A 14,830-nucleotide genomic window follows, 5' to 3' on the forward strand; every position below is an offset into this window, starting at 1 on the left:
TTGAACTGCCGTGGCAGTCAGCACTGTGCCGAGGCTACTTGCACTGCGTGGCGCCGTCTGACTGTGTCACACAGTCGGGAGAAGGAACAACGACTGCATCTATATCCGTGGTTGTTGGTAAAGGAATGGTTTCTTCAGCGGCCGGTTGTTTGACCGTTTCCACTTTTTTGACCGGCGGAGCGGTGCGAACCCGCCTCACAACAGGGCGCGGCTCCGGTTCGTCCTCGGTCAGGGACGGTGCGTTTCGAAGCGCGTCGGTCTTCGGATAGATCGGATTTCCGGTCTGCCCCAATGTCGGATCGGCGCTCGGCGGTTCGCCATAGGGGTTCCATCCTGGAGCGCTGAAGCCGGCGCGTATCGTGTATCCATACATGATCGCGAGCAGTCTTTCCTCGCTGGCACCTTCTTCGCAGATGCGCAAACGAACCTGGATCGTGCCGCGATTTTGGAAGACAGTTCGTGCGGCCTCCGGTGAACGGATCTGCTGCCAGCCATAGAGACAGGAATCATTCTGATGGCTCTTGCCGAAGGCATAGCCGAATGGGCCATAATTGTTCTGCAGGTAGAGCGGCGACTGTCGCAGCGCAACACCCGGCAATTCCCGGCGGATTTCCTTGGCGATGTCGGTCGCACGGATCGACGAATAGCCGAGGGTCTTGTCGCTATCACGCTCGAAGCCGACCGGGCCGAACAACTGCACGCGCATGACATTCTGACCGGGCGTCGAGGCTGAGGTGAACAGGAAAATGTCCTGCTGGGTTGCGTTGCTGAAGCGCCGCTCGACGATATTGACGATGGCCGGACCGCCAGGCGGCGGCATGGCGAGCGCAGTTTCCTCGGAAACGGTCACTGCGCTATCGGCAAGTCGTACGCCCTCGCGCGCGGCGCAGCCGGTAAGAACCAGCGTCAGAGCGATGCCGGCGAAGGCAGCGCGCAAGAATGTGACGTCTGGAAAAGCCAAAAAAACCCCGTCTTATTCCCCGGAAACCACCAAATGCCAAATCCGGTTTTCGAATCACGGCACGTCGAATCATAGCCACTGTTAAAGGATGCGGCCGCATTCGTGAATCCCAATTCATGACAGGTTACAATTTGGAGTTGCTAATTTAGGGTGCGGCCCGCGATTTAAAACTAACCGGCGGATGTTCTCAGTTGAGAAACACCCGAACGGTCGCGGCCCGACCGGCGGCGTCGATGACCGTCAATGTCGAGAAACCGGCACCATCCGGAACCCATTGATTGACCCGCCGCCGCGATGTCTCGGCGAGTGGCTTGCCGTTGGCCAACCATCGGAACGGCGCGCGGCCGCCCTGCAGCTTGAGGACCAGGGGCATCGGCGAACCTGCAGTATCGACACCCAACTCAACCCTGGCGCCTTCCGGCGGATAGACGATCTGCGGTGCCGCTTCCCGGATAGAGGCGGAGACGAGACCGCTGGCATTGAGCGAGAAACGGCGCTGGCTGATCGGCAGTTGCGACTGGGCGATGCGCACCGCCCCGGCAGGCGCACGCAGCAGCGGCGTGATGGCAACACCCGACTTGGCGAAACCTTCGAACAGGATCGGTGCGGCGGTGCCGTAGCCGGTGAGGCCCGGGACGGCACCGTTGTCCGGCCGACCGACCCACACGCCCAGAACATAGCGCCCATCGAAACCGACAGACCAGGCATCACGATATCCGTAGCTCGTTCCCGTCTTGTAGGCGATACCGCGTTGGACCGCACCTTTCGGCGGCAAGACACCCGACAGAATGTCGGCAATCTGCCAGGTAGCGACGGAATCGAGTATTGGTTCGCTCTCGATTGCTCCGGGCTCGCCCTGAATGCCGTCACCGAGTTTCACCGGCTTGCCGCGGTTGGCAAGCGCCGCGTAGAGTTGCACGAGGTCTTTCAGGTTGATGCCCAGGCCGCCGAGGCCGATCGCCAATCCCGGCGCCTCGTTCGGCGGCAGGATCGGTCGAACCTCGGCGCGACGGAAGCGCATCATCAGGCGGCTCGGCCCGACAGCATTTAACAACCGGACGGCAGGCACATTGAGCGACAATTGCAATGCCTCGCGGATACTGACATCGCCCTGATAGGTCATGTCGAAATTGCGCGGACGATAGCCGAAGAAATCGGCCGGGCGGTCCTCGATGATCGTTTCCTGCGAAACGAGACCTTCCTCGAAGGCGAGACCGTAGATGAACGGCTTGAGGGTCGAGCCAGGAGAGCGCGGCATCCGGGTCATGTCGATCCAGCCCGAACGGCTGGCATCGAAATAATCCGCCGACCCCACCTCGCCGACGATTTCGCCGGTTCGCGCATCAGCCATCACCATTGCGATCGATACTCTGGGACCGAGCCTGCCCGCAGCTTCGCGGGCAACCATCTCAAGCCCTTTCTGGATCGGCCGGCGAAGCGTTGTGTGATGCTGCATCACCTTCGGTTCCTTGCGAAGGGCGGCTTCAGCCAGATGGGCTGCAAAGGCCGGCAATTGCAGTCTCCGCGTCGGCACCGCAAAGGACGCCGCGCGCTGCGCCTCCCCTTCCCCGATCACGGCCGAAACAGCCATGCGCTCCAGGACACGTTGGCGGGCTGTCTCCGCAGCCTTCAGATGCCGGTCCGGTCGACGTCGCTCCGGTAATTGCGGCAGGGCGACCAGGAGGGCAGCTTCGGAAACTGTCAGGCGGCGCGGTTCCTTGCCGAAATAGGCGAGGCTTGCGGCGCGAATGCCCTCCAGATTGCCGCCATAGGGCGCATGGGTGAGGTACAGATCGAGGATTTCGCCCTTGCTCAAACGCCGCTCGATCTGCACGGCCCGAACCAGTTGGCGGAGTTTCGCGCCGAAAGAGCGCCCTTCCCGCGGCTCGATCAGACGGGCGACCTGCATGGACAGGGTGGACGCGCCGGACACGATCCGCCCATGGATGGCGAACTGATAGGCCGCGCGCATCAGCGCCCAGGGGTCGACACCCTTGTGTTCGAAGAACCGCTGATCCTCGTAGGCGACGAGCATGCGGACGAATTGCGGATCGACATCGGCGGCCTTGGTCTGCAGCCGCCAGCGGCCTTCCGGCGTCGCGAAGGCGCGCAGCAACTGCCCGTCTGCGTCGAGCACCTCGGCTGAGACCATGCTTGCCTTCGCCAGCGGCGGCGGATAGGCGCGATCCGCCGCGTCGATGCCGGCTATCAGGGCGACGCACATCAGCGCGGAGCCGGTCAGTGCAGCCAGTGCTTTCCACCAGATGGACATTATTCGACCGCCTGGACCTCCATGCGCCCCATGGCGGTGCGCGCGGAGAACTGCGGACGGTACATATCCTCGATGCTGGCGGCCGGATGATCATAGGTGCCTTGTGTGACCGCGCGGACGACATAGGCGACGGTGATCGCCCGGTCGTCACCGCTCGACCGATCGAAAGCCGCAACGAAACGATCGCTTCGGAACTCCGTATGCGCCGCCTCAACCTCGCCGATCCACTCGAAATTCGAAAGCTTGGCGCTATCGACGAGAGTCGGATTGTCGATCTCGAAACCGGCCGGCAGCAGGTCGGTGATCAGCACGCGCGACGACCAGGCATTGCTCTCGGTCGCGTTGATGACGACCACATAGCGCTCGTTCTGCTTCGCCTGGGTGATATTGGCTTCCTCGCCATCCAGCGTGTAGTAGGTGCGCTGGATGCTGAAGCCATTGCCGCCGGCGGGCAACGGGAAGGCTGGCGCGGCAAGCGTTGTAACGACCGCAGCTATCGGATCGCTCGACTTGTTGCTGATCGTGATCGGCTGGTCGAGAACCTCGTCGCCGGTCAGGCGGGCGGAATAACCACCGCTGCGCGCCGTTCCGTTGATATCGAGCTTCAGGTCCTGGTCACCGCCTTGGATGGCGCGTGCGGCCAAAAGCGTCCACATCTGTTCCTGAGTTGAGGTGTAGGACTGATGCTCCCATTCGCGGGCAACGATCTTGGACAGTTGCGGAATGATCGTCGGCACCGGCCGGGCCTCAGCAGCCAGTGTCAGGACAGCGGCATCGTCGCGCAGCGGCGAGCCGTAGTCCGACCGGTCGAGGCTGGCATTGGTCGTGGCCGTCGACATCGCCAGCGCTTGCTCGAAGATGCTTTGCGAACGCTGCGCATCACCATAGAGGGCAAGCGCCGCAGCCAGATGACCTTTCGAGAGCGGAGTCGGGAATTCCGACAGCTTCGTATCGGCATAGTATCTCAGGTCGCTGATCGCGGCCTTGCGGTTGCGGGCGAGCACATAGAGCGAGTATGCAATTTCATTGCCCTGGCTCTTGATGTCGCTGTCATAGCTCAGCGAATTCTGCAGATTGTCGAGCGCCTGCACCATGGCCTGATCCGGCACCTGGTACTTCTGCTCGCGCGCCCGGGTCAGGAAATCCGTGACATAGGCATCGAGCCAGAGATCGCCCGAGCCCGGGGACCACAGGCCGAAGCTGCCGGTCGAGGACTGGTAGGACAGAACGCGGTAGATCGCTTCCTGCACCCGCTTCTGGACATCCGGTTCATCCGGCAGGCCGGATTGCTTGGAGAGTTCGCTCAAGTACAGCAGCGGCAACGCCCTGCTCGTGGTCTGCTCGGCGCAGCCATAGGGATAACGCTCGAGCGATGTCAGCAGCGCCGGAATATCGAAGGCCGCCGACCGCGTCACGCTGATGCTGACGGCGGATCCTTGCAACATGCTTTCGGCCAGAAGCTCGCCATCCACTTTCAGGCTGGCATTCGGCTGGAGGGTGACCGGGTGACGGGTGGTGACCGGCAGCGCGGCGGGGCGAACCGGAACGAAGACCGATTGCTGCAGCGACAGGCCATCCGCACTCGCCAGCTCGATCGAGATGGCGGCATTGCCGGGGTGAACGCCGGACAGAGGCAGGGTCAGGTCAAACTTCCCGCCCGGCTTGACACTGAAGGTCTGCTGCGCCTCGGCCGCATCGATGGCCACCGGGGAATTACTGCTGACTTTGAGCGTCAGATCCCCGGCAGGATGGTCGGTATTGGAGATATCGAGCCTCAGTTCGGCCTTGTCCCCGGGGGCGAGGAATTTCGGCAGGCTTGCGGTGACGACGACCGGATCGCGGATGACGATATCCGTGCTTGCATGCCCGACGCCGGTCTTCGACCAAGCGACGGTCATGACACGGGCGGTACCGTTGAACTGCGGGATGTCGAAGCTGATGATGGCCTTGCCATTCTCGTCTAGCTGGACCGGGCCGGAGAAGAAGGCCACCAGTTGCTCGGTCGGCGGATTTCCCTGCAGCGGCATCTCTCCACCGTCACCACCGGTGCGCAGCCGGCCGGTGGCACCGAGCGAGCCGTCGATCAGGCGTCCATAGAGATCGCGGATTTCGAGACCCAACTGGCGCTGGCCGAAATACCAGCCGTCGGGATCGGGCACTTCATAGCGGGTGAGATTGAGAATACCGACGTCGACGGCGGCAACCGTGACATAGGCCTCTTCGCCCACCCCTGCACCGGTCACCGAGACCGGGATATTCAGCGTCTGGCGCGGCAGCGTCTTTTCCGGAAGATCGATCTTGACCGCGAGTTTCCTGTCTGCCGGATCGACAGCCAGCCACTTCACGCCGATGGCGCGCATCGGCATGCGGCTTTCCTGTGCATCGCCGGGACGATAGAGCGTCGCGGTGACATAGGCGCCGGCGCCGAAATCAGCGGTGATCGGGACATCCACCTCGCCGCCCGTGGCCGGAATGGTCGCCGTCTTCGTACCGATCAGCTTTTCTGAGCCGATGGTAACGAGAACCTCGCCGGCGAAACGTGGCGACACCCGAAGCTTTGCCGTTTCGCCGATGGCATAGTGTTCTTTGTCGAGGGCGATCTCCAGACCATCCGGCGTCTCAGTCGAGCTTGCCGCGACATACCAGCCGGAATCGAACTCGACGCTCGATGTCGGCCCATCGAGATCCGCCGTCTCGACTTCGAGCCGGTAACGGCCCCAATCGGCCGAGACGGCAATCTCGCCGCCGTCCGGCGTCACATCGAGGCGACCTGTGGAGACCTGCTTGGTCGAAATTACCGGCTCGTATTTCCACGAGGTTCCGTCGCGATACCACTGGTAATCCTGCTCGACGCGCAGAAGCTTCCAGCCCAGTCCGGTCTTGGCCACTTTCGCACCGGTGGCATCGACAGCGATGACGTGAAATTTGCCAACGGCGTTCTCAGCAAGCTCGCCGGTGAATTCCGGCTTGATGCCGATCGTCTCGCCTTCCGGCTTGACCGGCAGACTGAGCGAACGCTCGACCGCCCGGCCACCAGCTTCCTGCACCCGCACAGTGATCGTGGCGTTGAGGAGCTGCGTCGTGGAGGGCGTGTCGGTCAGGTCAACATCGAAGGTCGCCTTGCCGTCCTCGTCCAGCGGCTCGAGGCCTTCCAGCGTCGTGCGGCTATCTTCCGTGGCTTCCTCATCGGCAAGCCCAAAGAAATAGCCCTTGAAGTCCGGGCTTTCGCGCGTCGGCTTAAGAGCGAGTTCGCCTTCAAGTTCCAGCCCTGCAGCCGGCGCACCATAGAGGAAGCGACCATCAACGGTGACCGGAGTCGGCTGTTCCGGATCGATCTGCTTGACTGTGCTGGCCAGATCGAACTCGATCCGATCCGGCACGAAGTCATCGACCTGAAACTGCTTTTCACTGATCGCCGTGCCCTTCGGATCGGTAAATATCTGCACCATCCAGGTACCGCGCATGGCATTGGGCTGCAGCGGCAGATCGACGGCGTAACCACCCGCCTGTCCGCCATCGCTGACGAGGCGACGGTCTTCGACGCCATCGGGACGCATAAAGACGAAGGTCAGAGGCAGCTTTTCGATCGCCACTGACGCGCTGTCGCGGGCCAGCGCGGAAACATGCACCGTTTCGCCGGCCCGGTAGATGCCGCGCTCGGTCCAGGTCAGGATATCGATCGCGCCCGGCGCAGTACGTCCTGTGACACCACGATCCGACAGGTCGAAACCGGCGCGGGTCAGGTCCAGGAAGACATAATCGTCATTGCCTCTTTTCGCGGTGATGACGGCTGGCACCATGGCGGCCGTGCCGCGCAGCAGGCCGGCGTCGAACGTCGCGCGACCATCGGCATCGGTGGTTGCGGTGCCGAGCACTTCGTTGTTCTTGGAGAGCAGCGTCAGCTCTATGCCATCAAGCTGATTGGCGCTTGCCAGCGAACGGGCGAAGACCGAGAGGCCATCAGTGCCGGAAAAGGTCGACAGGCCGATATCGGAAATCACGAACCACTGCGTTGCCTGACTATCCCATTCATTGCTGGGCGCCGTCTCCGAGACAGCCGTCAGGACATAAACGCCGGGCTTGCGTTGCGGCAGTGCCTCATCGACTGGGAAACTGGTCACCACTTCCTTGTTAAGGTCGGTGGCGATATCGATCGCGCCTTGCCAGACCAGTTCGCCATTCTCGTCCTGGATACGCTGGGCGCTATAGCCATCGAGCTGGGTCAGGAATTGCGAGGTTGTGAGCAGCGAGGCGATATTGCGGTCACCGATACGGTAGAGCTTGAGATTGGCGCTGGAGGTATTGACTGATACCAGCGGAATGCCGCGACGAGCCGTGCCGGGCAGAACGAAGCTGTCGCCGGTGAAACGGACCATGGCCGTGCGATCGGGAATATAGACGTCGAGATTGACGGTCGTCGCCAGCGGCTCATCCGTGATCGAGGACGGGAGGCCCTCGCGGAAGGCAAGCTTGTAGCGTTGGCCGTGGCTCAGGCCCTCGACGCAGATTTCGCTTCCCTTGGCTTCGAGCGCCTTTGGAGCGTCACCATCAAGCGTGACATAGGGTGTGTAATCGACGCCGAGCTTGACCAATGGATCCGAGAACTGGACGCAGACGCGCGGGATGGCGCCGTCGGAATCGATCGTATGTTCGGTAACGCGGAAGCCCTGACGCGAGCGCAGATCGAGATAGGCCGCGCGAACGGACTTTGACTCGGCCAGTGCCAGGCTCGCCTTATACGCGTCGAGCGACGGGCGGAAGTTTTCCGAATTCTTGTAGGCCGTCGCCAGTTCCGCCAACGCATCGGCGCGCGACCGGGTCGTCCGCGACAACTGGTAGGCATTCAGCGCGGCGAGAGAGGCCTGCACGGCAAAATCGGTGTTGCCATAGACACGGTTTCCCGCCTTCGCAGCTTCGAGCCAAAGCTCACCATCATCCGGCGTGATAGCCAGCGCGCCCACGAAAGCCTTCACGGCCGGAGCGACATTGCCAGCTGCCAGTTCACGGTTACCGGCCGCGATACGGCCATACAGCCCCTGAACATCCTGCTCCTTGAAGCTGGCCAGATTGTCCTTTGCCGTGCGGGCATCGCTCAGCAACTGCTCCGTGACGAAGGGCAGCGCCGGCGGCGCGCCAATGTCAGGCTCGGTGGACGCGGTATCCGCAATCTTGCCTGCGATCGCACCGTTGAAGGTGTTCAGCTTGTTATAGTCGGACTTGAGGAAGCACCATTTCACCTTCGGATTGTAGGTGAAGGCCCGGCAGGAAGAGTCGGCGATGCACACTGCCTTGCATTCGGCCAGCGACACGTCCTGCTCCGTGCGTAGATCGAAGCCGAAGTAATCGGAATTTTCCGTTGTCACGATATGACGCCCGGTCTCCGCCGCGTGCGAGGCGGGTGAAAGCACCAGGGTACCCAGAATAATCGCAGAAAATCGGATAAACGCGCGCATAGACATAAGTCCTCCCCAACGCTGCCGTTCTGACCGGTTGTACTCTTCAAGCTCGCCTGGAGTTTGTCAACCGAGGATGGGCAGCGACCGATCGTGGTCTCTGCGCTGGTTAACGGTTGAAGGTCACGGTTTAATCGCAGCGAAGCGAAGAAAAACAGTGCTACCCGCGTTTTTCCCGAAGCTACGAAATGCACCTCGCGAAACAGCACGCGAACGGGCTGTCGGCGTTCTCAAACGCCGTCGTGCAGCGTCCCGAAGCGTCAAATCGATCAGCTTGCCTGCAATTGCGGCTGAGACCGGGCATTGATCAGCGTCGCGGCTGCATAGGTCTGCGTGACGATTTCCGGGACCAGATCAATGTCGGGGAGCGAGCCGAGCCCCAACGGACCGATTGCGAACAGGCCGACCGGCCGGCCCCTCTCGGTTAGCAGCTCGCCGGACGGGTTGACCGCGAGGCCGAGGTTCAACTCGTCCGTGGTGGCGAGACCCGCCCGCAGCAGATCGCTGACAACAGGTGCCGTGAGATCAGGGGAGAGACACCGGCAGTCTATCACCTCGTCAGCGACGAGCTTTTCCTCGTCGGACTGTCCGGCCCAGCGAACCAGCAGACCGTCGGACAAATGCCTGAGCGTCGTCCCTCGCTTCAGTTCGGTCAGGCCACCCGCGAACTCGCGCTCCAACCGCGCATGAACGTCCGCCGGCAGACGGTTGCGGTGACTGTCGTAGATGGCGCGCAGATGCCGGTTGAACTGCCGTTTCTCGGCCGGAGGCAAGGATGCCCAGAGCGTGCGGGCGCGCTTGCGCAGGCCGTTCATCGCCGCCTGCCAGCTCCAGCCATTTTCCTCCGCCTGGGCGCAAGCCTTGCGAACGAAACGGACAATGCTGCGCAGTTGCGACGGCATTGGCTGCGTCGGGAAGACGGCATCCGCCGGCATGCGCGTATGCGGCTGCGGCAGGAACCCCCGGCGCGACAGGATTGTGATGCGTCCGGTAAAGCCGCCGTCGCGCAATTGCAGGACCTGATCGACAGCCCGCAGGCCATTGCCCATCACGACAACATGCCGCGATGCTGCCGCCGGCTGCAGCAAACGGGTCTGTCGCTCCTCGCGCACTGGCTCCACCGGCGCCTTCATGCCGTAGCCGGTCGCTAGGATCACCGTATCATAGACGGCTTCGCTGCCGTCATCGAGGCCAAGCGTGAACAGGCCATTGTCATTGCGGCGCAGCCCGGTAATGCGCTCGTTGGACATCTGGACGATGACATCCTTGCGCTGGGCAAGCGCCTCGGAAAACCGCTGGTACACGTAGTCGCTGAAAGTTGATTTCGGTACGAAGATCTGGCCGAAACCGGGAATGGCGGCCGACACCGCCTCGCGGAACAGCGCATTGGCCTGCAGCCAACGGGTAAAATCCTTCGGCTCGCCCGTCGAAACCGACAGGTCACGGGCACGGCTATTGAGGATTTCGGTGGACCGGGCGGTGGCCAAAGCCTGACCACCGCTGACGATCGGCCGGGGATCGAACAGGCGCAACTGGAAGGGCTGGCTCACCGTCTTCAAAAGCGCGATCGCCATCATCAGGCCGGAAAAGCCATGACCGACAACGGCGATCTGCAAGGGCTCGTCCCTAAGGCCGAAAGGCGACGAAAATCCGTGTACCGTCATATCATTTGCTCCCCGCATCATGCGGCTGGATGGTTGAACCTGGGCACCCACATGCAAACGCCAAATATACGGCATACTCTATCTATTTTGTCCATTTTAGGCACGGAGAAGGCCCGGATTCAAGTCGTTTTCACATCCGGAAATTCTCTGAAATATTTCTGTTACTTATCCCGCCTACATCGAGAAACGCCGCCCCAATGGGTCGGGGCGGCGTCAATCGGATGGGATTGATCCTAGCGATGGATGACACTGCCACGCGGTTTTTCGAATCGACGGATAAAGGCGTCGATATCACCGCTTCCATGCCGCTTCTGCCGTTTGCGCACCATGACGCCCATGACCCGGGCAGCCGTTGAAAAGGTCATTTCGTCGAGCGGGCTATCGCTGCTCCAGGGCTTGGTCAGGCGTTCGGTGATTGCACTGACCATATTGTTGGGCAGGATATCCGTGCAGTCCCGCATGCGATCGAAAACGGCTGCGATAGAGACGGGCATGCCTTGATGATAAACCATCGGGACATCGTCGCCGTCGACCCAGTCGTCATAGGCTTCAAGCGCGTCCCGAAACAGTTGATGCAAGGTGATGGGGGCATGACCTTCATGAAGGTCGGGCAACAGGTTGTTCATCTGCACATCCTCATCGTTGTTAACACGGTGCTGGTGCCGACAGAAATCGACCTGACGCCAAAACACGCCAGGAACGGGTTTGTTCCACGCGGTTGCAAAAAAATTTGCAGCCTTCAGTTCAGTTGGCAAATGGCTTTGCCTGAAACGATGTTCGGTGCCCTATTTCCGCACGAGGCTGAATGAAAAATGGCTGCCGCGATGGTAGTCTATTGCATGGATGACCGGAACGCCGGCTGTATTGAAACAGGTCTCACGGATGAGCAGTGCCGGGCCGAAGCCGCGCAGATCATGGCGCTCGGCGACATCATGAGGCAGCATCACGGCCGAGACCTTGGCGGAGGACATCCGAGGCCGGTGGCGATAGCGTTCAAGCAAGGACAACAACGAACCGCTCCAGTCCACGTCGAACAGACGTGCCGGAATGATCTGGCGCGGTATGTAGTCGATACAATACATGATCGGCTCGTCATTTTGCAGCCGCAGGCGTTCGAGCCGGATTACCCGCTCGCTGGTCGCAAGCTGCAGCTGCTCGGCAGTGGCCGAGTCCGGTTCTTCCTCTGCAATGGAAAGAACTCGATTGTCGGTCTTGTAGCCATAGTGCTGCGTCATATCGGTGACGCTCTCGAACACCGTGATCGGCCGGTCGACGCTCACCGCGGACATGGCGGAGACGAACCTGCCGCGCCCATGCTCGACAAAGATGACGTCGTCCTGTTCAAGTAATTTCAGTGCCTCGCGCACGGCCGGGCGCGAAATCTTGAACCGCTGCGTCAGCTGCGCCTCCGTTGGCAGCTTGTCACCCGGCTTCAGTCCGTCGTCCTTGATGAGATTGGCGATACGGTCGCGCAACTGGATGACCAATGTGCGGGTATCGCGAATGGGCTCGTCCAATAATGACCTCTTGCTAATTTATGGCAATGCTGTTTGTTCTTGTCTGACAAATTTGCAAAGGTCAACTGCTGGCTTTGGACTGCATTCGGCTTATCCATGGCGCTCCCGCATCAATCCATGCAAAATCCGCACGACCCAGTGGTTGACAATAAAAAACATAGATGTCAGTTGTCTTACAACATTTTTGACCAACTGGCCTCTCGGCCTGAAACAAGTGAGACCCGCCATGCTCAATTTCGATGAACAACGTTTCCTGCGGATTCAGAATGGCGCCGTCGGACTGCATGCCCGGCTCGATCAGGTTATCGGTTCCTGCCTGTCGGCCGGCGCGCAGAATGTGTTCTTCCTCGGAACGGGCGGCGCGGCGATCCTCATGCAGCCAGCGGCGCAACTGCTGCAGACGAAGTCGCGCTTCCCGGCCTTCCACGGCCTGCCGGCTGAGCTGGCGATCACTGGCTCGGCAAACCTGACCGAAAAATCGATCGTCGTCATGCCGTCCCTGTCGGGCACGACGAAGGAAAGCGTGGCGCTGCTTGCCAAGCTCAAGGAGATCGGCGCGACCGTGCTCACACTCGTCGGTCACGCGGAAACCCCGCTCGGCAAGGGCGGAGACCATGTCTTCGTCAACTTCGCCGAGGACGATACGTCCTGCGAATCCTTCTACCTGCAGTCCCTGATCATCGCGCTTTCGATCATGAAACATCGCGGCGAGATCGCCAATTACGATCAGTTGGTGGGCGAACTCGTAAAACTTCCGGCGCTGCTGCTTGAGGTCAAGCGCGCCTATGAGCCGAAGGCGGAGGATTTCGCCCGGACGCTTGCGGCGTCGGATTATCACATCATCACCGGCGCCGGAAATGTCTGGCCGCAGGCCTTCTACTACGGCATGTGCATCCTGGAGGAAATGCAGTGGATCCGCACCCGCCCCGTCCATGCTTCCGATTTCTTCCATGGCACGCTGGAACTGGTGGAAAAAGGCGTGAGCGTCATTCTCTTCAAAGGCGAGGATGCCTTGCGGCCACTCGCCGACCGCGTCGAGAACTTCGTCCCGAATTACACTGACAAGCTGACGGTGCTGGACACGGCAACGTTCGACCTGCCCGGCATTTCCGCGGAGGTTCGCGCCATGATTTCTCCGGTGCTGCTGGCAACGGTTTTGGAGCGCATCAGCGCCCATCTCGAAGTCCTGCGCAACCATCCGCTGACCACCCGCCGCTATTACAAGCGCGTCGCCTATTGAGGCAATCCTGCAATCGCGTTAAGGCCGCGCATGCCAAGCTGGCATGCGCGGCCTTCGCCGTCGCAATCCTGCCGGGGACCCGCATGAAAAAACTCTGTTTCGCAACCGTCGGCGACAATTGCATCGATCGCTTCCAGCCACCGGTTGGGCAATCGCTGGTTGGCGGAAACGCCGTCAATGTCGCGGTCCAGCTGGCTGCACTCGGTCATGACTGCTTTTATTTCGGCGCTGTCGGCACCGACGCAGACGGCACAAGGACGCGGCTTCTCCTGCAGCAAAACGGCGTCCTCACGGACCATCTGCAGGATCGGGCAGGCGTCACCGCCTATACGGATATCGCCGTGCTGGAATCGGGCGACCGTGTCATGACCTACGAGGAATTCGGCGTCTGTGCAGGTTATGCGCCCTCCCTTGCGGAGGTCGATATCCTGAAAACCATGGACCATGTCCATATTGGCTGGCTGGACGATGGCGGGGCTTTGAAACGCGCGCTATCCGCCGCCGACATCAGCGTTTCACAGGACCTCTCCGTCAATGCCGACCCGGCCAATCGAAGCCCGGATGGGCTCACTATCGCGTTCGGCTCGGCTGGCGAAGATGGCCGGATAGCCGAACAGATGACGGCGGAGCTTCTCCAGCAGGGTGCCCGACTTGCCGTCGTCACGCGCGGCGCGCTCGGTTCCAGTGCAAGCGACGGAACCTACACGATGGTAATGGGCATCACACCTGTCGAAATCATTGATACAACCGGTGCCGGCGACAGCTTCATTGCCGGGTTTCTATCGGCCCATATCAGCGGCCTGCCGCTCGAACAGTGCCTTGAGACCGGACGGGATCGCGCCGCGCTGACCTGCGGCCATGTCGGCGGTTTCCCGCAGGTTCCCGCCCCGCTTTGATTTCAACGACAATGACCTAGGACCAGAAGGCGACCTTGCGTCCGCCTTCTGGCATTTCCTCCCCTAATGAAGCAACTGGCTGAGGAAGAGGCTGGCCCGATCGGTCTTCGGATGGGCGAAGAAATCCTCCGGCTTGCCTTCCTCGACGATCCGGCCGCGATCCATGAAGATCACCCGGTCGGCGACCTGCCGGGCAAAGCCCATTTCATGCGTGACGCAAACCATGGTCATGCCCTCCCCCGCCAGTTCGACCATTGTATCGAGCACTTCCTTGACCATTTCAGGATCGAGCGCCGAAGTCGGCTCGTCGAACAGCATGACCTTCGGGTTCATGCACAGCGCCCGGGCGATGGCGACGCGCTGCTGCTGGCCGCCGGACAGCTGGCCGGGATATTTGTTTGCCTGATCGGGAATGCGGACACGCTCCAGAAAGGTCATGGCGATATCGACGGCGTGCTTGCGCGGCAGTTTCTTGACCCACATCGGCGCCAGAATGCAGTTTTCGAGGATCGTCAGGTGCGGGAATAGGTTGAACTGCTGGAACACCATGCCGATGCCGCGGCGGATCATATCGGCCTTGCGTTCGTCATCGTCGAGTTCGACACCGCCGACAAGGATATGGCCCTGCTGGTGTGCTTCCAGCCGGTTGACGCAGCGGATCAGCGTCGATTTGCCGGAGCCGGACGGCCCACAGATCACCACCTTCTCCTGCGGCGCGATGGACAGGTTGATGTCATCGAGCGCGTGGAACTCACCGAACCATTTGTGGACGCTGCGCAGCACAATCTGCGCGTTCTGCATGGAAGGGTTCATCGACGTCTCCAAGG

General features: G+C 61.1%; 10 protein-coding genes. 3 read left to right on the forward strand and 7 right to left on the reverse strand.

The window, feature by feature from the left end; all coding sequences use genetic code 11:
* Window positions 1-34 precede the first annotated feature (34 nt).
* The 5 genes from bcsN to ASG68_RS04900 all read right to left on the reverse strand — a co-directional run bounded on the left by bcsN (window position 35) and on the right by ASG68_RS04900 (window position 10,976).
* The gene (gene bcsN / locus ASG68_RS04880) at window positions 35-961 is read right to left on the reverse strand and encodes a cellulose biosynthesis protein BcsN (RefSeq protein ID WP_062585031.1); all 927 of its coding nucleotides are present in this window, start codon (window positions 959-961) and stop codon (window positions 35-37) included.
* A 187-nt stretch (window positions 962-1,148) separates the two neighbouring features.
* Complete coding sequence (gene pbpC, locus ASG68_RS04885) at window positions 1,149-3,185, reverse strand: penicillin-binding protein 1C (protein ID WP_244484116.1); 2,037 nt, start codon at window positions 3,183-3,185, stop codon at window positions 1,149-1,151.
* A 47-nt stretch (window positions 3,186-3,232) separates the two neighbouring features.
* Window positions 3,233-8,686, reverse strand: a complete 5,454-nt coding sequence (locus tag ASG68_RS04890) for an alpha-2-macroglobulin family protein (protein WP_062585035.1) — start codon at window positions 8,684-8,686, stop codon at window positions 3,233-3,235.
* A 269-nt stretch (window positions 8,687-8,955) separates the two neighbouring features.
* Window positions 8,956-10,350, reverse strand: coding sequence for an FAD/NAD(P)-binding protein (locus tag ASG68_RS04895; protein ID WP_062585037.1), 1,395 nt, complete (start codon window positions 10,348-10,350; stop codon window positions 8,956-8,958).
* A gap of 233 nt (window positions 10,351-10,583) precedes the next feature.
* Window positions 10,584-10,976: a hypothetical protein gene (locus tag ASG68_RS04900; protein ID WP_062585039.1), complete on the reverse strand. Its 393-nt coding sequence runs from the start codon at window positions 10,974-10,976 to the stop codon at window positions 10,584-10,586.
* Between ASG68_RS04900 and ASG68_RS31115 the strand changes: the two genes are divergently transcribed.
* Window positions 10,941-11,159, forward strand: a complete 219-nt coding sequence (locus ASG68_RS31115; RefSeq protein WP_156384811.1) for a hypothetical protein — start codon at window positions 10,941-10,943, stop codon at window positions 11,157-11,159. The two genes, ASG68_RS04900 and ASG68_RS31115, sit on opposite strands and share 36 nt — an antisense overlap.
* Here ASG68_RS31115 and ASG68_RS04905 read toward each other — a convergent pair.
* On the reverse strand, window positions 11,136-11,867 hold the full coding sequence (locus ASG68_RS04905; protein WP_062585041.1) for a GntR family transcriptional regulator: 732 nt from the start codon (window positions 11,865-11,867) through the stop codon (window positions 11,136-11,138). The two genes, ASG68_RS31115 and ASG68_RS04905, sit on opposite strands and share 24 nt — an antisense overlap.
* Before the next feature lie 226 nt (window positions 11,868-12,093).
* Here ASG68_RS04905 and ASG68_RS04910 point away from each other — a divergent pair, with 226 nt between their 5' ends.
* Both ASG68_RS04910 and ASG68_RS04915 read left to right on the forward strand, forming a co-directional pair.
* Window positions 12,094-13,107 (forward strand): SIS domain-containing protein, encoded by a 1,014-nt coding sequence (locus ASG68_RS04910; protein ID WP_062585043.1) that lies wholly within the window; start codon window positions 12,094-12,096, stop codon window positions 13,105-13,107.
* A gap of 83 nt (window positions 13,108-13,190) precedes the next feature.
* On the forward strand, window positions 13,191-14,003 hold the full coding sequence (locus ASG68_RS04915; RefSeq protein WP_062585814.1) for a PfkB family carbohydrate kinase: 813 nt from the start codon (window positions 13,191-13,193) through the stop codon (window positions 14,001-14,003).
* 63 nt (window positions 14,004-14,066) lie between these two features.
* Here ASG68_RS04915 and ASG68_RS04920 read toward each other — a convergent pair whose 3' ends face one another.
* Complete coding sequence (locus tag ASG68_RS04920; protein ID WP_082478102.1) at window positions 14,067-14,816, reverse strand: amino acid ABC transporter ATP-binding protein; 750 nt, start codon at window positions 14,814-14,816, stop codon at window positions 14,067-14,069.
* Window positions 14,817-14,830: the final 14 nt, after the last annotated feature.

Source organism: Rhizobium sp. Leaf453, from assembly GCF_001425605.1.
GTDB lineage: Bacteria > Pseudomonadota > Alphaproteobacteria > Rhizobiales > Rhizobiaceae > Pararhizobium.

Coding starts and splice junctions, on each gene's coding strand:
- ASG68_RS04895 (WP_062585037.1), bottom strand. CDS start 10,350: ATGACGGTACACGGATTTTCGTCGCCTTTCGGCCTTAGGGACGAGCCC.
- ASG68_RS04890 (WP_062585035.1), bottom strand. CDS start 8,686: ATGCGCGCGTTTATCCGATTTTCTGCGATTATTCTGGGTACCCTGGTG.
- ASG68_RS04900 (WP_062585039.1), bottom strand. CDS start 10,976: ATGAACAACCTGTTGCCCGACCTTCATGAAGGTCATGCCCCCATCACC.
- ASG68_RS04910 (WP_062585043.1), top strand. CDS start 12,094: ATGCTCAATTTCGATGAACAACGTTTCCTGCGGATTCAGAATGGCGCC.
- ASG68_RS31115 (WP_156384811.1), top strand. CDS start 10,941: ATGACCTTCATGAAGGTCGGGCAACAGGTTGTTCATCTGCACATCCTC.
- pbpC (WP_244484116.1), bottom strand. CDS start 3,185: ATGTGCGTCGCCCTGATAGCCGGCATCGACGCGGCGGATCGCGCCTAT.
- ASG68_RS04915 (WP_062585814.1), top strand. CDS start 13,191: ATGAAAAAACTCTGTTTCGCAACCGTCGGCGACAATTGCATCGATCGC.
- ASG68_RS04920 (WP_082478102.1), bottom strand. CDS start 14,816: ATGAACCCTTCCATGCAGAACGCGCAGATTGTGCTGCGCAGCGTCCAC.